This is a genomic window from Streptomyces sp. NPDC058632 (genome assembly GCF_042717095.1).
Taxonomy (GTDB): domain Bacteria; phylum Actinomycetota; class Actinomycetes; order Streptomycetales; family Streptomycetaceae; genus Streptomyces.
The window spans coordinates 1-19619 of record NZ_JBHXQZ010000126.1 but is presented as its reverse complement, the minus strand read 5'-3'; the positions used below and the strand labels follow the sequence as shown (position 1 = coordinate 19619).

Sequence of the window (19619 nt, the reverse complement as noted above, 5' to 3'; positions counted from 1 at the left end):
CGGCCGGCCCGATCGCCGCTCCGGGGCCGGCCCCGCCGGTACCGGTCACCGGGGTCGTCAGTCGGGGGAGCGGGCAGGCGCCCGTCAGCCGAACTGGCCGGGCTGGTAGTCGCCGGCGGGCTGCTGGTTGATGACGTTGATGCGGTTGTAGGTGTTGATGACGGCGATGAGGGAGACGAGGGCGACGAGCTGGTCCTCGTCGTAGTGCTTGGCCGCGTCGGCCCATGCCTCGTCGGTGACGCCGCCGGCGGCGTCGGCGATACGAGTGCCCTGTTCGGCGAGTTCGAGTGCGGCGCGTTCGGCCTCGGTGAAGACGGTGGCCTCGCGCCAGGCGGCGACGAGGTGGAGACGCTGGGCGGTCTCACCGGCGTGGACGGCGTCCTTGGTGTGCATGTCGGTGCAGAAGCCGCAGCCGTTGATCTGGCTGGCGCGGATCTTCACCAGTTCCTGGGTGGCGTGCGGCAGGCCCGAGTCGGACGCCGCCCTGCCCGCCGAGTTGATGTGCTTCAGCACCTTGGCGCCGAGTGCGTTGCCGAAGAAGTCGAGACGGGCGTCCATGGTGATCTCCTGAGTCGCGATTGCGGTGACGCACTCCTGACGGGACAGCCCGCCGAGGTGTGACAGACCCGGGGTGTGACGTACGTCTCCCTGCCGGGGTACGTCCGCGGGAAAGGGCTCGGGCGGTACGCGGCGTGGCCGCGGAGGCATGATCGGGAAGCGGCGGACGGGCGATAGCCTGGCCGAGTGCAGGGCCACGCCTCCTCGCGAGAGGGCACCCGCTGACACCCGGCCCGGGTACGGGAACAATGAGGGGCCGGGAAGCCGGACAGAAAGCACGGACGGGGAGCGGAGCGTCGGTGAGCGAGCGCCAGGAATGCGACTGGACGGACATGACGCCAGGAGATTTCGACCGGGACGCTCCGCTGTGCCTGAACGTGGGCACCGGACCCGTCGTGGTCCCGGCGGAGCCCGACGAGTACGGCACGGCGCCCCTGTTCGGCGAGGCCGCGCCGGCCCGGCGCACCGGCCCGCGCCGCCCCCCACGCGGCGGCGCACCCGCCGAGCAGGAGCACCTGTTCTGATCCGGTCCTGATCCGGCCCGGCGCGCCGCCGCACGCGGTCAGCCGTCGCGCAGGGTGCGGGCGGGCAGCAGGACGTGGGCGGCGGACCGCAGGGTGTCCTGGTCCGAGGTGAACGCGTCCAGGGTCGCGAGGTCGCCGGGCTCGGCGCCGGGGGGCCAGGGCCGGGTGGTGAAGACGAGGTACACGTACCCGCGTTCGCCGGCGGCGTCGGCCCACTTCGGCGGTGGGACGAACTGGGCGTCGAAGCCCGGCATGGCGAGCGCAGCCGCGCCCGGTACGACGACGACACCGGACGGGCCGGTCTCCTCGGTGGCGTCGACGAGGCGGCCCCGGGGAGACAGGCCGGCCCCGCGCAGCAGGTGCCGTACGGCGTCCGCGGTGACGTCCGGGCCGCGCGCCCCGTTCCCCAGGGAGCAGGCGAGAAGGAAGGGAATGCCGCCGTCCGGTGCTTCCCTGCGCCAGGCCATGACGACGACGGAACCCAGATCGGCGGAGTTCCATGACTGCGCGTTCCATGACTGCGCTGCGGTGGAGGTCGTGGACACCGCGAAACCGTATCGGCGCGGCGGTCCTCATCCGGCCGGCCGTCACCCGTCCGGGCGATACCCGCGGCCGCTCTCCACACGTACGAGGGATGAACGGCCGCCCGGGACAACCGGGTTCGGGGTTTCTGCAGGGGAGGCCCGACGGGTACTGAGGGCTCCCGGCACGACGGTACGGCGACACGACGGACCGGGAGCGCGGCCGCAGGCAGGTCACTGCTGGATAACGCAAACTAAGGGTAGGCTAACCTTGCGGCGTGAAACCTGGTGAAGAGGCGCCCCCGGGCCTGCGTGGCCATGAACTGGCGGCGACCGATGTGACCGTGGCGTACGACGGCGTGGACGTCGTCCACGCCGCGGCGCTGACCCTGCGGCCCGGCGAAGTGACGGCGCTGGTCGGTCCCAACGGCAGCGGCAAGTCGACCCTGTTGCGCACCGTCGCGCGGCTCCAGTCGCCCCGTCGGGCCACGCTCACGATCGACACCGACACCGACGGCCTGGCCCTGAGCCCTCGTGAGTTCTCCCGCCGCGTGGCCCTGTTGCTGCAGGGACGGCCCACGCCCAGCGGTCTGAGCGTGCGCGACGTCGTCGAGTTCGGCCGCTACCCCCACCGGGGCCGCTGGGGCGGCGCCGACCCCGGCGGACGCGCCGCCGTCGACCGCGCCCTCACCATGACGGGCGTCGCCGGACTCGCCGACCGCGGCGCCGAACACCTCTCCGGCGGACAGCTCCAGCGCGTCTGGCTGGCCGGCTGCCTGGCCCAGGAGACCGGAGTCCTCCTCCTCGACGAACCCACCACCTACCTCGACCTGCGCTACCAGATCGAACTCCTCGACCTGGTCCGCGATCTGGCGGACGACCACGGCATCGCCGTCGGCGTCGTCCTGCACGACCTCGACCAGGCGGCGGCCGTGGCCGACCGGATCGTACTGCTCGCCGAGGGACGCATCGTCGCCGAGGGCACGCCCGAGGAGGTCCTGACGCCGCAGCGCCTGACCGAGGTCTACGGCATCCGGGTCGAGGTCGGCACCGACCCGCTCACCGGCCGGCTGCGCACCCGCGCGATCGGCCGCCATCACACCCGCACCGAAAGGCTCAGCACCCTCTCATGAGACGCCTCCTGCTCACCGCGCCCGTGGCCGCCACGGTTCTCCTGCTCACCGCCTGCGGAACCACCGAACCCGCCGCCACCGAGGCGAAGGAGTCCGCCGAGCCCATCACCCTGACCGACGCCTCCGGTACCGAGGTCGAACTCGACGGCCCCGCCAAGAACGTCGTCGGCACCGAGTGGAACGTCGTCGAGACCCTGATCTCGCTCGGTGTCGAACCGGCCGGGGTCGCCGACGTCAAGGGCTACAAGACCTGGAACACCGCCGTCCCGCTCACCAACGAGCCCGAGGACGTCGGCACCCGCGGCGAGCCCAGCATGGACACCATCGCCTCGCTGAAGCCCGATCTCATCGTCGCCACCAGCGACCTGCAGCCCAATGCCGTCAAGCAGCTGCGCGAGGTCGCCCCCGTCCTCACGGTCACGTCCGCCGACGCATCCGACCAGATAGGCCGGATGCTCGAGAACGTCGACCTCATCGCGAAGGCCACCGGCACCACCGAGCAGGCGGCCACGCTGAAGAAGGACTTCGACGCGAAGCTCGCCGAGGGCAAGGAGGCCCTGGCCGGCGCGGGTCTGGACGGTGCCGAGATCGCCTTCGCCGACGGTTACGTCACCTCCAACCAGGTCTCCGTGCGCCCCTACACCTCCGGCTCCCTCATCGGGGCGGTCAATGAGCGGCTCGGGCTGAAGAACGCCTGGAAGATGGAGGGCGACAAGGCCTACGGCCTGGCCGCCACCGATGTCGAAGGGCTGACCGACCTGGGCAAGGACGTGCAGTTCGCGTACATCGGCAGCGACGGGGACGCCAACAGCGACCCGTTCGGCAACCAGCTCGCCGAGAACTCCGTGTGGAAGTCCCTGCCGTTCGTGAAGGCCGGTGACGTCCACCGGCTGTCCGACGGCATCTGGATGTTCGGCGGTCCCGGCTCGATGGGGGCGTACACCGACGCCGTCGTCGAGGCACTGACGAAGTAGCGCGATGGCCGTCACCGCCACGCCCGGTCCCGTCCGTCCGAAGACGGCGCCGGCCCCGGCCCCGTCCCGGACGGGCGCGGCCGTGGTGACCGGGGCACTCGTGCTCCTGGTCGCCGCCCTCGCCGTCGTCGACATCACCCAGGGCACGGCGGCCGTCGGCCCGGCCGAGGTCCTCAAGGCGCTCACCGGCCGCGCCGACCCGACCGACGCGTCCGTCGTCATCGCCTCACGGCTGCCCCGGATGGCCGCCGGGCTGCTGGTGGGCGCCGCGCTCGGCATGGCCGGCCTCGCCCTGCAGGCCGTCAGCCGCAACGTCCTGGCCTCCCCGGACACCCTTGCCGTCAACGCGGGCTCCTACCTCGCCCTCGGCGTCGTCGCCGTCACCGGCGTCCCGCTGCCCCTGCTCGCCTCCTCCGGCGTCGCCTTCGCCGGCGGCCTCGCGGCGGCGGCCGTCGTCCTCGGACTGTCCGGGCTCGGGTCCGGAACGGTACGGCTGGTGCTCGCCGGCACCGCGCTCGCCCTCGGCCTCACGGCCGTCACCGAGGGCCTGCTGCTGCTGTTCCCGGAGCAGACCGAGGGCCTGTACCAGTGGAACCAGGGCAGCATCGCCCAGAACGGCTTCGACGGCGTGCTCCAGATGCTGCCCGTCGCGGTCGTCGGCCTGGCCGGCCTGCTGCTCGTCGCCCGCCGGGTCGACGCCCTCGCCCTCGGCGACGACGCGGCCCGCGGACTGGGCGTCCCGGTGCGCGCGACCCGCGTCACCGCGGTGGTCCTGGCGACGCTGCTCTCCGCGGCGGCCGTCACCCTCGCCGGTCCCATCGGGTTCGTCGGCCTGTGCGCCCCTGCCCTGGTCCGGCCCCTGGCGCGCTGGTTCCGCGGTATCCACCGGCTGCGGGCGGGCGTGCCGGTCGCCGGGCTGGTCGGCGCGGCGCTGGTCCTCGGGGCGGACGTGCTGCTGCGTACGTTCGTGAGCGCCGACATCTCCGTCGCGGTGCCCACCGGCGTCGTCACCAGCCTCGTCGGCGCGGTGTTCCTGGTCGTCATGGCGGCCCGGCTCCGTGACACCGCGGGCTCGCCCGCGCCGGACAGGCTGCGGATCCGCAGCCGCGCCGTCTTCGTGGCCTGGCTCGTCGTGCTGACCGTCGCCCTGGTCGGTCTGACGATCGCCGCGACGCTCGTCGGCGACAGCATGCTCCTGCTGGGCGACGTGTTCAACTGGATGCAGGGCCGGGCCGGCCGGACCGTCTCCTTCGTCCTCGACACCCGGGTCCCGCGCGTCCTCGCCGCGATCTTCGCGGGGGCGGCCCTGGCGCTCGCCGGCACCCTGGTGCAGGCCGTCACCCGCAACCCGCTCGCGGAGCCCTCGGTCCTGGGCGTCTCGGGCGGCGGCGCGCTCGGCGCGGTGATCCTCGTGACGACGGTGCCCGTCGCCGGGGCGTGGAGCGTCGCCGGGGCGGCGTTCGCGGGGGCCGCCGTCACCGCCGTCGTCGTCTTCGGGCTCGCGGCTCGCGGAGGCTTCCGGCAGAACCGGCTGGTGCTCGTCGGCGTCGGTGCGGCGGCCGGGACGACGGCCCTGATCAGTCTGCTGATCGTGCTCACCGACCCGTTCAACGCCACGAAGGCCCTCACCTGGCTGTCGGGCTCGACCTACGGCCGGACCATGCCCGACGTCCTGCCGCCGGCCGCCGTCCTCGTCGTCGGCCTCGCGGTGGCGGCCGTACGGCACCGGGAACTCGACCTGGTCTCCCTCGACGAGGACACCCCGCGGCTCCTGGGACTCCGGCTGGCGCGCGGCCGGCTGGGCTTCCTCGTCGTCAGCGTCCTGCTCACCGCCACCGCGGTGGCCGCCGCGGGCACCATCGGGTTCGTGGGCCTGGTCGCCCCGCACGCGGCACGGGCCCTCGTCGGACGCCGGCACACCCGCGTGCTTCCGGTCGCGGTGCTGCTCGGGGCCGTACTGGTGTGCACCGCCGACCTGTTGGGCCGCACCGTGATCGCACCGGCCCAACTGGGCGCCGGCCTCATGACGGCCGTCATCGGCACGCCGTACTTCCTGTACGTGCTCGTGCGCAGCCGGCGGTAGCGGAAGAGGAAGCGGGGTGCCGCCGGAGCCCTGGGCAACCGGCGGCACCGGGCCCGTTCGTACCGGGTTCTCGGAGCTGTCGAGCTGTCGGAGTTGTCAGCCGAAGGCCCTGACCGCCTGGTAGTAGGTCCACGCGGTGCTGTTGCAGGCGGTCTTCGTGCCGCCGGTGTAGCGGGCGCAGACGCGCTTGAGGTCCTCGTGGAAGGCGCTGTCGAGGCGTGCCTTGTTGGCGTCGAAGGAGCCGGCGGCCTTGTAGTTGCGGTAACCGAAGTCGTGGCGTGCGCAGGAGGTCGAGAAGGGGAAGCCGAACGGGTTGTCGGGGGAGGTGGAGCAGTAGTCGGTGCTCCAGTCGAACCCGTAGGCGGCCCAGGCGGCCTGGTTGGACCGGGCGGCGACCCACTGGTTGTAGCTCGACGCGCTGGTCTGCGTCCAGCCGGAGAGGACCCGCGGCTTGTCGGAGGGAGCGGCCTCGGCGACGGTGGCGGTGCCCAGGACACTGACGGCGGCGAGAGCCGAGGTGGCCAGAGCGGTGGCGAGCTTGCGGTGCATCCCACACCTCCAGAGACTGTGACCCGACCACCGGGCCACAGGTGCATGACAAGAAGATGCCCGTGTCGTCCGCGCCTTCACACCACGGCCGGCTTAACGGCCCGTCAACGTTCGGGTCGGCCGGGCGTCGTGATCGCGCCGCACGGATGAACTCCACGGCCGCCGAGGGGGGGCGGGTTACGGAGTTCCCGGTTCGGGATTCGCGGGGCCGGCAGGGGAGAGCGGAGAATAATCACTGGGCCGCGCAGGGGCAGGGCAGTTATGCTCCTGCTGATGATCACTCACTTCGTTCGGAGAGTTCAGAGAACGGGGGTTCCGTCCGCGCAAGGTGAGTGCTGATGCTCACACCGACCGCGAACGGGGACACCCGCCTTTCCCTCTGGCTGCGCGTGCGGAAGTTCGCCGTGCCGCCCTCCATGATCGAGACCGCGACCGCCCGCCGTCACGTCGGCGACTGGGCGGGGGCCTGTGCCGCCGCGGGCATCGACGCCGACCTCGATCTGCGCTCCCTGACCCGCACCCACGGCCGGGACCTCACGAACGAAGTCCGGTCCGACCTGCGCCACTTGGCACCCGACCTGCTGCGCTGGCAGCTGCCGAGGATCGCCCCCGACGGACTGTTGCGTCCGGGACTGACCATCGCCCTGGCCCGGTACGGCGGTGACGGAGGCGACGGCAGTGACGGCCTCGGGCCCGGCTCCGGGTCCGGCCCGGTGTACCTCGTGGTCGTCCCCGCCACCACCCTCGCCACCCTGCGCCGGGAGGACTGGGACGTACCGGAGGCGATCGAACGCCTCACCGGAGTGGCCGCCCTGTCCCGTCGGGCCGACCGGACCGCGGCCCGCTCCGTCACCCCCGCGAGGGCAGGCCGATGACCCCGCACACCCGCGCCCCGGGCAGGCGCACCCCGGACATGGGCACCACGGACATCCACGCCACGCGCGCCGACAGCACGCGCACCCGCCCCGCGACACAACCACCCGCTCCCGCCTCCGCCCTCGACGTCGACAAGCTCCTCGCCGCCCGGCTGCACGCCGCCCGCGCCCGGCCGTACCTGGCGACGGCACTGTGTTCGCCCTGCACCCCGTCGCGTCGGCGCGGGTACCGACGATGGCCGTCGACCGGTACCGGCGGTGCTACGTGTCGCCGGACTTCGTCGACCGCACCCCCGGGGAGGAACTCGCCGGTGTCTGGGTGCACGAGGTGTCGCACCTGCTGCGCGACCACCACGGGCGTTGTGACCGGTACGCACGGGCGCACCACCTGACCGGTCCGGCGGAGCGGCTGCGGATGAACATCGCGGCGGACTGCGAGATCAACGACGACGTGTTCGGCGACGGCCTGGTCCGGCCAGAGGGCGCGATCACGCCGAGGAGCCTGCGGCTTTCGGCCGGAGAGCTGATGGAGGACTGTCTGGGCCAGTTCCGGCTCGGGCCGTACACCCAGGGCATGGCCTGGCTGGACTGCGGGAGCGGCGCCGACGGACTGGAACGGGAGTGGGACCTCGGGCCGGACGGTGCGCACGGCCTCAGCGAACAGGAACGCGACGCCGTCCGCTTCCGGGTCTCGCAGGGCATCAACGCCCGGCCGGGCGACGTTCCCAAGAGCTGGCAGCGATGGGCCGAGGAGGCGTTCCAGCCACCACAGCCCTGGCGGGAACTGCTCGGTGCGGCACTGCGCGCGGCGGTCTCCGGCTCCGGGAGGGGCGACGACTATTCCTACGGCCGGCCCGGACGGCGCTCGGCCGGCCTGCCCGGCGTCGTGCTGCCGAGCCTGCGGCGCACACCGCCCCGCGTCGCGGTGGTCATCGACACCTCCGGCTCGGTCAGCGACGCCGAACTGGGCAGCGCGCTCCGGGAGGTCGCGGCGATCTCCCAGGCGGTGGGCGGCCGCCGCGACATGGTGTCGGTGGTCTCGTGCGACGCGGCGGCCACAGCCGTGCGGTCCCCGTGCCGTGCCGAGGGGATACCGCTGGTGGGCGGCGGCGGTACGGATCTGCGCACGGGCTTCGCCACGGCCCTCCGGTCGCGTCCCCGGCCGGACGCCCTCGTGGTGCTGACCGACGGCCAGACCCCCTGGCCGGACAGCCGGCCCTGGTGCCGGACGGTGGTCGGCCTGTTCCCGCGCCGCCGCGCGGACGTCTCCTCGTACGACGAGGACAACCCCGAGTACCGTCCGGACGCACCACCCGGGTGGGCCCGGGTGGTGACCATCGCCGAGGCCCCCGGCAGCCGGTGAACCGGGGCCGGGCGCCGGCGAATCGAGGCAGAGCCCGACGGCGCGGCCCGGCCGGTCGAGCAAGGGTCAGACGAACTGCCGCAGCACCAGCACCGAGGCGCCGGCCACGGCGAGCACCATGGCGACCGCCCGGGTCCGGCGCACGTCCAACCGGCGGGACAGCGGGCGGGCGAGCAGTACTCCGGCCGCTGCGGCGGGCGCGAGCAGCACGGTGCTGCGCAGGGTGCCGGCCCCGACCGCCCCGGCCGCCCCCAGCGCGGCGAGGCTCATCAGGGAGCCGACGAGGAAGAACGCGCTCATCGTGGCCCGCAGTTCCGGCCCGGTCAGCCGTTGCCACACCATGGCCATGGGCGGCCCGCCGATGGACGTCGCCGTGCCCATCAGACCGGACGCCATACCGGCCACCAGCACCGAGCCGCGCCGTTGCCGCGGCACGAAGCCGGCCAGACTCACCACGACGCCGGCGAGGACCATCCCGGCGACGAGGAGGGCGAGGTGACGGGCGGAGAGCACGGCCACGAGCAGCGCGCCCGCCAGCACTCCCGGCATCCGCCCGACGAGCGCCCAGCCGCAGCCGCGCAGGTCCGCCCGGCCGCGCTCGCGCACCAGCACCGCCGCCGTCACCCCGGCGGCCAGCACCAGGACCACCGACGGGGTGAGCGACGGGTCCACGAGAGAGAAGACCGGTGCGGCGATCATGCCCAGGCCGAAGCCCACGGAGACCTGGAGCAGGGCGCCGACGACCACCGTCGTCGAGAGCAGCGCGAACTCCGGGCCGGTCATGCCCACGCGGACTCTGCCTCCAGGGGGAAGTGGCACAGGGCCGTGTGGCGGTCGGCACCACCGTCCGCCGTGCCGTCCACCGTGCTGTCGGTCTCCCGGCGTACGAGCGGGGGCACCTGCGTCGCGCACACGTCCTCGGCGCGCCAGCAGCGGGTGCGGAAACGGCACCCGGAAGGGATGTCGAAGGGCGAGGGGACCTCACCCCGGAGCCGGATCTCGGGCCGGTCCGGGGCACGGGACGGCTCCAGGACCGGCGCGGCCGACATCAATGCGGCGGTGTACGGGTGCTGCGGCCGGTCGAAGACGTCGTCGGTGTCCCCGTGCTCGATCACCTTGCCCAGGTACATCACCGTCACCTGGTCGGAGACGTGGCGCACCACGGACAGGTCGTGGGAGATGAACACATAGGTGACCCCGAGACGGGTCCGCAGATCCGAGAGCACGTTCAGCACCTGTGCCTGCACGGACAGGTCGAGGGCGGAGACCGGCTCGTCGCACACGATGAGATCGGGGTCCAGGGCCAGCGCGCGGGCGATGCCGATGCGCTGGCGCTGGCCGCCGGAGAACTCGTCGGGGAAGCGGTGGGCATCGCTGTCCCGCAGCCCGACCAGGGCCAGCAGCTCACGGATCCGCTTCTCGCGGGCCTTCGCCCCCGGCACCACGTCCTTGTGGGTGCGCCAGGGCTCACCGATCAGATCGGCGGCCGACATGCGCGCGTTGAGCGAGGCGAAGGGGTCCTGGAAGACCATCTGCACCCGGCGGCGCCAGGCCAGCAGCTCCTTGCCGCGCAGGGCGAAGGGGTCGGTGCCGTCGAACCGCACCGTGCCCGAGTCCGGCCGCTCCAGCCCGAGCAGGATCCGGGCCAGGGTGGACTTCCCGCAGCCCGACTCGCCGACGAGCCCGAGCGTCCGCCCCCGGCCGATCCGTAGGTCCACCCCGTCCACGGCGGTCAGCCGGCGACGGCCGTGGCCGAAGGTCTTGGTGACACCGCGGACCTCGAGCAGCGGCACGTCCTCCCGCGGGTCTCCTGCCCGGGCCCCGGGAGCGGCGGTGGTGGAAGGGGACTCAGTCACGGTCGAGCTCCTCGGAGAAGTGGCAGGCGGCGGAGCGGCCGTCGCCCGCCGCGCGCAGGGACGGCCGCTCCTTGACACAGCGCTCCCGGACCAGCGGGCACCGGGCCTGGAACACGCAGCCGGAGGGCACCGCGCTCAGTTCGGGCGGGCTGCCGGGCACGGCGGGCAGCGGGCGGCCTCGCTCGGCGCCCTCCGGAACCGAGTCGAGCAGCCCTCGGGTATAGGGGTGGCGGGGAGCGGAGAAGACGTCGCGCACCGGGCCGTTCTCCACGACCGTGCCCGCGTACATCACGGTCACGTCGTCCGCGTGCTGGGCGACCACGGCCAGGTCGTGGGTGATCAGGACGACGGCCATGTCCCCCTCGTCCTGGAGGTCCCGCAGCAGCCGCATGATCTGCGCCTGCACGGTCACGTCCAGGGCGGTGGTGGGCTCGTCGGCGACGAGCACGTCGGGGGCGAGCGCGACGGCCATGGCGATCAGCAGGCGTTGGCGCATACCGCCGGAGAACTGGTGCGGATAGGAACGGGCCCGCTGCCGCGGCTCCGGGATGCCCACGCGGGTCATCAGCTCGATCGCCTTCTCCTGCGCCTGACGCCGGGACAGGCCCCGGTGGATGCGGAAGGGCTCGCCGATCTGCCGGCCCACCGGCTGCACCGGGTTGAGGGCGGTCAGGGCGTCCTGGAAGACGATCGACAGGACGGGGCCGGCCAGCTTGCGGCGCTCGGCCGGGCTCATGCGCAGGATGTCGTCGCCCCTGACCCGGACGGCACCGCCGGTCACGTCGGCCGCGGGGTCCAGCAGGCCGACCGTCGCCAGCGCGGTCATCGACTTGCCGCAGCCGGACTCGCCCAGCAGGGCCAGGGTGCGGCCGTGACGGACGCTGAAGCTGACGCCGTCGACGGCGCGTAGCGTTCCCGAGGGTGTCTCCAGGTCCACGCACAGCCCTTCGACCTCGAGGGCGGGGACGGTGTCCGTGGCGGACGGGGAGTGGCTGGTGGCGGTCGTCACGAGATCATCTCCGGAGGGACGGCGGCCGGGGTGTTCCGGCGCTTCGTACGCAGCGTCAGGCGCCAGCGCTGGGCGGGGTCGGTGGCGATGCGGGCCCAGGCGGCGAGCACGGTGGCGGACACGGTGGTGAGCACGATCGCGAGCCCCGGCAGCACCGTGATCCACCAGGCGGTCTGGAGGTACTGGCGTCCCTGCGCGACCATCAGGCCCCAGCTCACGTCCGGCGGCTGGATCCCGATGCCGAGGAAGCTGAGCGAGGACTCGGTGAGCATCACGAAGCAGAAGTCGAGCGTGGCGACGGTCAGCAGTGTCGGCAGGGCGATCGGCAGGACGTGCCGGTGGACGATCATGTGGCTGGGTGTGCCGAACGTCCGTGCCGCGTCGACGAACAGCCGGCTCCGCAGCTCGGCCGCCTCCGCCCGCGCGGTCCGCAGGTACACCGGGATCCGGGCCACGGCCAGGATCAGCACGATGTTCAGCGCGCTGGGGGAGAACACGTACAGCACGACCACCGCGACCAGCAGCGAGGGGAAGCTGAGGATGACGTCGGCGATCCGCATGGCCACGCTCTCGCGGCGTCCGCCGTGATAGCCGGCCCACAGTCCGACGACGGAACCGATCAGCAGGGAGCACAGCACCGCCGGGACGGCCACCGACAGGGTCGTCGCCGCCGCCTCGACGAGCCGGGCCAGCATGCTGCGCCCCAGGACGTCGGTGCCGAGCACCCCGAACAGTCCGTGGTCCAGGGACGGCGGGCGCAGGGACGCGTCCAGGTCCTGGCGCCGCGCGTGGTCGCCGATGAACAGCCGGCCGAAGACCGCCACGAGGGCGACCAGCGTGAGGACGACCGCCCCTGCGGCGGCGGCCCGGTCCCGGCCCAGCAGCTGCCACCAGCGCGGCGTCCGGCCGCGGGCCGGGACGGCGCCGTCGGGGGCGGAGGACTTCTCCGGGGTCATGGTGCTTCCTTCGCTCATGCCGGCACCGCCTGACGTACACGGGGGTCGGTCAGCGCGTGGCAGACGTCGACGAGGATGTTCAGCGCGAAGATCGTCACGGCGGTCAGCAGCACCGCTGCCTGGAGGACCGCGAAGTCCCGCTGGAGGATGGAGTCGATCATGAGTTTGCCGATGCCGGGCCAGCCGAAGATCGTCTCGACGATCACCGCGCCGTTGACCAGGCCCACCGCCAGGTCCCCCGCCACGGTCAGGACCGGCGTCACCGCGTTGCGCAGGGCGTGACCGAAGATCACCCGCCGGGGTGCGGCCCCCTTGCTCCGGGCGACCTTGACGTACGGCGCGGACAGCGCGGAGACCATGCTGCCGCGGACCACCTGCACCAGCACACCGAACGGGCGGATCAGCAGGGTCGCGATGGGCAGGATCCAGATCTCGGGCCCGCCCAGCGTGCCCGAGGTCGGCAGCAGGCCCAGGCTCACGCCGAAGACCAGCACGCCCATCACCGCGAACCAGAAGTCGGGGATGCTGGCGGCGGTCATCGACGTCAGGCTGGCGATCCGGTCCATCAGGGAGTTGGGGCGGTAGGCGGCCAGACTGCCCACCAGCACCGCTCCGGTGATCGCCAGCAGCATGGTCACGCCGGCGAGCTGAAGGGTGACGGGAAAGGCGTCGAGCACCATGGACGTGGCCGACTGCCCGGTCCTCAGCGAGGTGCCGAAGTCCATCTGCGCGGCGTCGACGAGGTAGCTCCACAGCTGCGCCGGGATCGAGAGGTCGAAGCCCTGCGCCTCGGAGAACTCCGCGCGCTGCTCGGCGGTGGCGCTCAGGGGCAGATAGAGGTCGACCGGGTTCCCGGTCATGCGTGCCAGGAAGAACACACCCAGGACCACGCAGACCAGGGGGATGGCGCTGGAGATGATGCGTTTGCGCAGGAAAGGGAACATGTCAGTGCTTCTCCGCCCCGGCCCGGCCGACCTCGGCCAGCCGTAGTTCGTCCCCGGTGGCGGAGTTCGGCCGGTACCGGATCGACGGTGACAGACCGAGCAGCCCGCTCATGTGGGCGATGTGGGTGTACTGGACGACGGACTCGTTCTGCACGGTGAGCAGATCGGCGAACGCCGTCTGGCGTTCCTCGCCGGACAGCAGGCCAGCCTCGGCGACGCGCCGGTCGAGGTCCTTCGTGCCGAACGTGGACTGGGGCCCGTCGCTCAGCAGGTACTGGCTGGTGGTGAACGCCGCGTCACCGGCCTGGTTGCCGTGCATGATCAGCAGGGCGATGGGTCCGACGTTCTCGGGCAGCGGCCGCAGCTGGTACTGGAGCTGGGTCGCGGTGTCGGCCATCCGGACCCGCACGTTCAGCCCGATCCGCTCCATCTGGTACTGCAGGGCCTCCGCCGTCTCCGACACCCCGGCGAACATGCCGTTGCGGGCGACCAGGGTGATGGCCCGGTCGGTGGGCACCCCGTCGGCCGCCGCCGCCTCGACCAGCTTCCGGGCCGCGGCCACGTCCTGCCGGGGCGGTTCGATCTCCTCGCCGTGTCCCACCACCCCCGGCGGGACCAGCTGGCCGGCCGGTTCGGCGAGACCGCCGAGCAGGGCGTCGATGATGCCCTGGCGGTCCACGGCCAGATCGATCGCCCGGCGCACCCGCAGGTCGTCGAGCGGCGCCTCACGGCCGTCGAGACGCAGGGCGGTCGTCTCGTTGTTGGGGAAGACGGCCGTCGTGTCCTTCTCCGCCTCCGTGGGGTCCAGGGCCACGGCGATCTCCGCCTCGCCCTTGTCGATCATGGCGGCGCGCACACTGGCGTCGCTGCGCCAGACGTAGCGGGCCCGCGCGAAGGACGGGGCCTCGCCCCAGTAGCCGTCGTGGCGCTCGAGCGAGATCGCCGCCCCGGGCTGCCAGGAGCGGACGGCGTAGGGGCCGGTGCCGACCGGGATGCGCACCTTGGCCTCGGTGCCGGTGGTGCGCGGCACGATCTCCACGAAGCTCAGACGCAGCGGAAGGATGGGATCGGGTTTCGCGGTGGTGACGGTCAGCCGGCTGTCGCCGACCGCCTTCACCTCGAGGTCGTCGTTGCCGAAGACGTAGCCCTCGACGTTGCAGGCGAGGTCGGAGTTGACCGCCCGGTCGATGGAGAAGGCGGCGTCCTCGGCGGTGAAGGGTTCGCCGTTCTGGAAGCTCACTCCGTCCCGGATGTCGAAGGACCAGGTGCGCTCTCCGGTCTGCTGCCAGCCGGTGGCCAGCAGGGGGTGCAGCTCACCGGACTCTGGATCGCGCTCGACCAGCGGCTCGGTGATGTTGGACCGGACCACCACTCCGGTGCCGGTCAGTGAGGCCTCGCACGGTTCCAGCGTCGGCGGTTCCTGGGTGAGCACCACCCGCAGGGTGCTGCCGTCTGCGCGGCCTGCCTCGCCGCCCGCACTGTTGGCCACGGCACACCCGCTGGACAGCAGCACGGTGCCCGCCAGCAGCATCGCGGACGCCGGCCGGGGCCGCCCGCGGGGGGCGCGACGGGTGGACGAAACGGAGGGGGACTTCATCGTCGGCGTCTCCGGGGGAAGTGCTGATGTGTGGGCTCCGAGTACGGGGTCAGGGCCGGCTGCGACAAGCTGTCTACACTTGCGTACTCGGTCTGCATCCGTGAACGCCGAAGCTAAACCGGTGCTGTGGCAGCGTCAAGACATTCGCGGCATCGGATGTTCCGCGCAGCTCCCCGCCCATCCCCGGATGCCCGTGATCGGCATCCTCCAACGCCGGGAGACCACCATGTCCCATTCCGCCACCGCCACCGCCACCGCCACCGCCGCCGGGGTCCGGCCCGGCCCGGGTGCCGTGCTCCAGGTGTCCCCGCTGCTCCCCTCCCTGGAACGGGCGCTGTCCGAGCGCTACCGGACGGTGCGTCTGCACGAGCTGCCCGATCCGGCCGCCCGTCTGCGCGACCACGGCGACGACGTGGTCGCGGCGGTGACCAGCGCGCGGATCGGTGTCGGCGACGCCCTGATGGACGCGCTCCCGCGCCTGCGCGCCGTCGTGCACTTCGGTGTCGGCTACGACACCACCGACGTGGTCCGGGCCAGGGCGCGGGGCATCGACGTCAGCAACACCCCCGACGTGCTCACCGACTGCGTGGCCGACCTCGCCGTCGGGGCCCTGATCGACGTCATGCGCCGGATGTCGGCCGCCGACCGGTACGTGCGTGCCGGCGAATGGACCCACGCGCCCTTCCCGCCGGCCGCCCGGGTGAGCGGCAAGCGGGTCGGCATCCTCGGACTCGGCCGCATCGGCCGGGCCGTCGCGCGCAGGCTCGAGGGGTTCGGTGCGGAGATCGCCTACTGCTCGCGCGTCCCGGTCCCCGGTGTTCCCCACCGGCATCTGCCCACCGCCGAGGCGCTGGCCGAGGCCTGCGACGCGCTCGTCGTCACCGTGGCGGGCGGCGCGGGCACCGAGGGGCTCGTCTCGGCGGCGGTGCTCGACGCGCTGGGCCCCGAGGGCCACCTGGTCAACGTGGCCCGGGGAAGCGTCGTCGACGAAACCGCCCTGGTCGCGGCGGTACGGGAGGGGTGGATCGCCGGAGCGGCGCTCGACGTCTTCGCCGACGAACCGCACGTGCCGCAGGAACTGCTCGCATCGGACCGGGTGGTGCTGCTCCCGCACATCGCCAGCGCCACCCGGGAGACGCGCGAGGCCATGGGGGACCTGGCCCTGCGCAACCTCGAGCGGTTCATGACGGAGGGGGTCCTGCTCACCCCGGTGCCGGAGTGCGCCGCCCGCCGACCGCACGGCGGGCGGCCCGGTCGTCCGTCCGCCCGCCGTCCTTGCCGACCTCTCCGATGTCCGTCCCGCCGATTGACAGCACCGCGTGCGCTGTCTACAAATGAGAACGCCGACTACATATGAGGATGGCTTGGATGGCAGGCAGCAGCTACGAACGCATCGCCGACGTCACGGTGACCCCCGTGGCCTTCCGGGACCACGCCCTGCTCAACACGGTCGGGGTGCACGAGCCCTATGCGCTGCGCACGGTCGTGGAGATCACCACCGACAGCGGTGTCCACGGAATCGGCGAGACCTACGGCGGCACGGCGCACCTGGAGCGGCTGCGCCGGACCGCCGCCGAACTGGTCGGCATGAACGTCTGGAGCCTCAACGACCTGACCGCCCGGACCGCGCGTGCCCTGGGCACCGACACCGTGGGCGGCGACGGCATGTCCGGGATGGTCACCGGCAGCAGCACCGTGGACCGCGTCATGTCGCCGTTCGACGTCGCCTGCCTGGACATCCAGGGCAAACTCGTCGGCCGGCCGGTGTCCGACCTGCTCGGCGGAGCCGTGCGCCCGGCGGTCCCCTACAGCGCGTACCTCTTCTACAAGTGGGCCGGGCACCCCGGCCAGGAGGACGACGACTGGGGAGCGGCCCTCGACCCGGCGGGCCTGGTCGACCAGGCCCGCCGCATGATCGACACGTACGGCTTCTCGTCCATCAAGCTCAAGGGCGGTGTTTTCCCGCCCGACGAGGAGATCGCGGCGATCCGAGCACTGCGTGAGGCGTTCCCCGGGCTTCCGCTGCGCCTGGACCCCAACGCCGCCTGGAGTACGGAGACCTCCCTGCACGTCGCCCGCGAACTGGACGGTGTCCTGCAGTACCTCGAGGACCCCACCGAGGGCATCGAGAACATGGCCTCCGTGGCCGCACGGGCCCCGACGCCGCTCGCGACCAACATGTGCGTCGTCTCCTTCGACGACCTCGCCCCGGCCGTGGCGCGGGGAGCGGTGGGCATCGTGCTGTCCGACCACCACTTCTGGGGCGGTCTGCGGCGCTGCGGTCAGCTCTCCGCGATCTGCGACACCTTCGGGCTCGGGATGTCGATGCACTCCAACTCGCACCTGGGCATCAGCCTCGCGGCGATGACCCACCTGGCTGCCGCGACCCCCCGCCTGACCTACGCCTGCGACACGCACTGGCCCTGGAAACGGCCGGACGAGGACGTGGTGGACCCCACGCCGCTGCGGTTCACCGAGGGCAGCCTCGCCGTACCGACGACCCCCGGCCTGGGCGTGGAACTCGACCGGGACGCGCTCGCCCGGCTTCACCAGCAGTACCTCGACTGCGGGCTGCGCGACCGCGACGACACCGGCTACATGCGCCGCTTCGAGCCCTCGTTCTCGCCCAAGACCCCCCGGTGGTGACCCGCACATGCGCATCATGCTCCATCACCGCATCCTGAGCCGCTTCAACGAGCCGCTCAAGGCCCGCACCGAGGGCCGGCACGAATGGCTGGAGTCCTGCGACTGGGACGCGGAGCGGATCACGCGGGTCCTCCCCGACGTCGACGTCTACGTCGGATCGCAACTCGGTGCCGAGGACGCCCGGCAGGCCGCACGGCTGCGGCTCGTCCACGTCGTCGGCGCCGGCTACGACGGCATCCCGCTCGACGCGCTGCACCCCGGGGTGGCCGTCACCACCACCCACCACCACGGCCGCTCCATCGCCGAGTGGGTGCTCATGTCCGTACTGATGCTCTCCCGCGACGTCCTGGGCGCCGACCGCGCGCTGCGCACCGGACGATGGCGCAACGTCGCCGTGGACCCCGGCCTTCCGTTCGGGACGACCCTGCGGGGCCGCCGGGTGGGGATCATCGGATTCGGCGAGACCGGGACGGAGGTCGCCCGGCTGTGCGAGGCGGTCGGCCTCCGGGTCCGGGCCGTACGCCGCGACCCCTGCGCACCGGTCCCGGCCGGCCTCACGCCCGACTGGATCGGCGGCGACGACCGGCTGCCCGACCTCCTTGCGGAGTCGGACATCGTGGTGGTCACCGTCCCGCTCGGCCCCGCCACCCGCGGACTGATCGGCCCCGCCGAACTGGCGGCCATGGGGCCGGGCTCGCTGCTCGTCAACGTGGCACGGGGGCCGGTGGTCCAGGAGGAGGCCCTCTACGAGGCACTCCGTACCGGCACCGTCGGCGGCGCCGCGCTGGACGTGTGGTGGTCCGGCCCGCCGCACGCGCCGAGCCGGCTGCCCTTCCACGACCTGCCCAACGTGCTCATGACCCCGCACCACTCGGGTCACACGAGCGACACCTTCGCCGCCCGCGCGGCAGAGATCGCCGACAACATCAGCCGCCTGGAGCGCGGCGACCCGCTCGTCAACACCGTGCGCACCGGCGGCTCCCCGGTCACCTCCGCCCCCGGCGCCGCCCTCTCGGGCCCCGGCGCCACTCCTTTCGACCCGCCCGCCCCAGATTCCCGGAAGTAGGAAATCACTCATGCTCACAGGCGTTCTCTTCTTCCCCGTCACCCCGTTCACGGACTCCGGTGACGTCGACCTCGACGCACTGCGCCGGCACGTCACCGCGGGCGTGGACGCCGGTCCGGGCGGCGTCTTCGTCGCCTGCGGCACCGGCGAGTTCCACGCCCTGGACCGCGAGGAGTTCGCCGCGGTCACCCGTACCGCCGTCGACGCGGTGGGCGGCCGCGTCCCGGTGTACGCCGGGGTCGGCGGCGCGCTCGGCCTGGCCCGGCAGTTCGCCCGGACCGCGGCCGAGTCCGGTGCGGACGGCCTGTTGCTGATGCCGCCCTACCTGGTCCAGCCGCCCGCCGCGGGCCTCGTCGCCTACACCCGCGCCGTCGCCCAGGAGACCGAACTGCCCGTGATCGTCTACAACCGGGCCAACGCCCGGTTCGACGAGGCCACGGCGGCGGAGGTCGCCCAACTGCCCACCGTGTCCGGCTTCAAGGACGGCACCGGCGACCTCGACCTCGTCGCGCGGATCATTCCCGCCGTACGCGAGGCACTGGGTACGTCCGGCAAGCCCTTCCAGTTCTTCAACGGTATGCCCACCGCCGAGGCCAGCCAACTCGCCTACCGGGCCCTGGGCGTGGAGCTGTACTCCTCGGCCGCCTTCGCGTTCGCCCCGGACGTCTCCCTCGCCTTCCACCGCGCGATCGAGGAGGGGGACCAGGAACGGATCGACGCGCTCCAGCGGACCTTCTTCCACCCCCTGGTCCGCCTGCGCCAGCGCGTTCCGGGGTACGCGGTGGCCCTAGTGAAGGCAGGGGTGACCCTGACGGGTATCAAGGCCGGACCGGTCCGCCCGCCGCTGACCTCCCTCACGTCGCGGGAGACCGAGGAACTGGAGGCCATCCTCACCGCGGGCCGGGCCGTACTGGCCTCGTGACGGCGTCCGGGCCCCGGACCCCCCCCCCGGTGGGGCCGGGGCC

Annotated in this window: 17 protein-coding genes and 3 pseudogenes; 11 read left to right on the top strand and 9 right to left on the bottom strand. The window is 72.9% G+C overall.

Going from position 1 to position 19619, the window contains the following annotated elements; translation table 11 throughout:
* Positions 1-84: 84 nt before the first annotated feature.
* A complete protein-coding gene (locus tag ACFWVE_RS32070) occupies positions 85-558 on the bottom strand; it encodes a carboxymuconolactone decarboxylase family protein (protein ID WP_384021773.1) in 474 nt (157 codons plus the stop codon).
* A gap of 299 nt (positions 559-857) precedes the next feature.
* On the opposite strand from ACFWVE_RS32070, the gene ACFWVE_RS32065 reads away from it, so the two are divergent.
* Positions 858-1082 carry a hypothetical protein gene (locus ACFWVE_RS32065; protein WP_384021770.1) on the top strand — a complete coding sequence of 75 codons (225 nt, stop codon included), beginning with the start codon at positions 858-860 and terminating at the stop codon, positions 1080-1082.
* A 38-nt stretch (positions 1083-1120) separates the two neighbouring features.
* On the opposite strand, the gene ACFWVE_RS32060 is transcribed toward ACFWVE_RS32065, so the two are convergent.
* Positions 1121-1627 (bottom strand): DUF5949 family protein, encoded by a 507-nt coding sequence (locus ACFWVE_RS32060; RefSeq protein ID WP_384021767.1) that lies wholly within the window; start codon positions 1625-1627, stop codon positions 1121-1123.
* Between the two features lie 254 nt (positions 1628-1881).
* Here ACFWVE_RS32060 and ACFWVE_RS32055 point away from each other — a divergent pair, with 254 nt between their 5' ends.
* Genes ACFWVE_RS32055 through ACFWVE_RS32045 form a run of 3 tightly spaced genes read left to right on the top strand, consistent with a single transcriptional unit; the run spans position 1882 to position 5793 of the window.
* Positions 1882-2736 (top strand): ABC transporter ATP-binding protein, encoded by an 855-nt coding sequence (locus ACFWVE_RS32055; RefSeq protein ID WP_384021764.1) that lies wholly within the window; start codon positions 1882-1884, stop codon positions 2734-2736.
* Positions 2733-3710, top strand: a complete 978-nt coding sequence (locus ACFWVE_RS32050; protein WP_384021761.1) for an ABC transporter substrate-binding protein — start codon at positions 2733-2735, stop codon at positions 3708-3710. Before ACFWVE_RS32055 ends, ACFWVE_RS32050 begins: the two co-directional genes overlap by 4 nt.
* Positions 3711-3714: 4 nt before the next feature.
* Complete coding sequence (locus tag ACFWVE_RS32045; protein ID WP_384021758.1) at positions 3715-5793, top strand: iron ABC transporter permease; 2079 nt, start codon at positions 3715-3717, stop codon at positions 5791-5793.
* 96 nt (positions 5794-5889) lie between these two features.
* Here the strand turns inward: ACFWVE_RS32045 and ACFWVE_RS32040 are convergent, their stop codons facing one another.
* Positions 5890-6342, bottom strand: a complete 453-nt coding sequence (locus tag ACFWVE_RS32040; RefSeq protein ID WP_384021755.1) for a phospholipase — start codon at positions 6340-6342, stop codon at positions 5890-5892.
* A 338-nt stretch (positions 6343-6680) separates the two neighbouring features.
* On the opposite strand from ACFWVE_RS32040, the pseudogene ACFWVE_RS32035 reads away from it, so the two are divergent.
* The 3 pseudogenes from ACFWVE_RS32035 to ACFWVE_RS32025 form a co-directional block, all read left to right on the top strand.
* A pseudogene (locus ACFWVE_RS32035) lies at positions 6681-7070 on the top strand (hypothetical protein); the annotation flags it as partial.
* Positions 7047-7217 (top strand): annotated as a pseudogene (locus tag ACFWVE_RS32030) (AAA family ATPase); the annotation flags it as partial. The pseudogenes ACFWVE_RS32035 and ACFWVE_RS32030, both read left to right, overlap by 24 nt.
* A 38-nt stretch (positions 7218-7255) precedes the next feature.
* Positions 7256-8580 (top strand): annotated as a pseudogene (locus ACFWVE_RS32025) (VWA-like domain-containing protein).
* Between the two features lie 66 nt (positions 8581-8646).
* Here the strand turns inward: ACFWVE_RS32025 and ACFWVE_RS32020 are convergent.
* The 6 genes from ACFWVE_RS32020 to ACFWVE_RS31995 are packed head-to-tail and all read right to left on the bottom strand — an operon-like array spanning position 8647 to position 14942.
* Positions 8647-9363: a sulfite exporter TauE/SafE family protein gene (locus tag ACFWVE_RS32020; protein WP_384021752.1), complete on the bottom strand. Its 717-nt coding sequence runs from the start codon at positions 9361-9363 to the stop codon at positions 8647-8649.
* Positions 9360-10436, bottom strand: coding sequence for an ABC transporter ATP-binding protein (locus ACFWVE_RS32015; RefSeq protein ID WP_384021749.1), 1077 nt, complete (start codon positions 10434-10436; stop codon positions 9360-9362). Before ACFWVE_RS32015 ends, ACFWVE_RS32020 begins: the two co-directional genes overlap by 4 nt.
* Positions 10429-11445 carry an ABC transporter ATP-binding protein gene (locus ACFWVE_RS32010; protein WP_384021746.1) on the bottom strand — a complete coding sequence of 339 codons (1017 nt, stop codon included), beginning with the start codon at positions 11443-11445 and terminating at the stop codon, positions 10429-10431. Before ACFWVE_RS32010 ends, ACFWVE_RS32015 begins: the two co-directional genes overlap by 8 nt.
* On the bottom strand, positions 11442-12401 hold the full coding sequence (locus ACFWVE_RS32005) for an ABC transporter permease (protein WP_384021744.1): 960 nt from the start codon (positions 12399-12401) through the stop codon (positions 11442-11444). Before ACFWVE_RS32005 ends, ACFWVE_RS32010 begins: the two co-directional genes overlap by 4 nt.
* A gap of 14 nt (positions 12402-12415) precedes the next feature.
* Positions 12416-13345 (bottom strand): ABC transporter permease, encoded by a 930-nt coding sequence (locus ACFWVE_RS32000; protein WP_384021741.1) that lies wholly within the window; start codon positions 13343-13345, stop codon positions 12416-12418.
* A gap of 1 nt (position 13346) precedes the next feature.
* A complete protein-coding gene (locus tag ACFWVE_RS31995; RefSeq protein ID WP_384021738.1) occupies positions 13347-14942 on the bottom strand; it encodes an ABC transporter substrate-binding protein in 1596 nt (531 codons plus the stop codon).
* Between the two features lie 226 nt (positions 14943-15168).
* Here ACFWVE_RS31995 and ACFWVE_RS31990 point away from each other — a divergent pair, with 226 nt between their 5' ends.
* From ACFWVE_RS31990 to ACFWVE_RS31975, 4 genes are read left to right on the top strand one after another with little or no spacing between them, the layout of a single operon-like run.
* Positions 15169-16299, top strand: a complete 1131-nt coding sequence (locus tag ACFWVE_RS31990; RefSeq protein ID WP_384021735.1) for a 2-hydroxyacid dehydrogenase — start codon at positions 15169-15171, stop codon at positions 16297-16299.
* Between the two features lie 11 nt (positions 16300-16310).
* Positions 16311-17588, top strand: coding sequence for a glucarate dehydratase family protein (locus tag ACFWVE_RS31985; RefSeq protein WP_384021732.1), 1278 nt, complete (start codon positions 16311-16313; stop codon positions 17586-17588).
* Between the two features lie 7 nt (positions 17589-17595).
* Positions 17596-18654 carry a 2-hydroxyacid dehydrogenase gene (locus ACFWVE_RS31980; RefSeq protein WP_384021729.1) on the top strand — a complete coding sequence of 353 codons (1059 nt, stop codon included), beginning with the start codon at positions 17596-17598 and terminating at the stop codon, positions 18652-18654.
* 10 nt (positions 18655-18664) lie between these two features.
* Positions 18665-19576, top strand: a complete 912-nt coding sequence (locus tag ACFWVE_RS31975) for a 5-dehydro-4-deoxyglucarate dehydratase (protein ID WP_384021726.1) — start codon at positions 18665-18667, stop codon at positions 19574-19576.
* Positions 19577-19619: the final 43 nt, after the last annotated feature.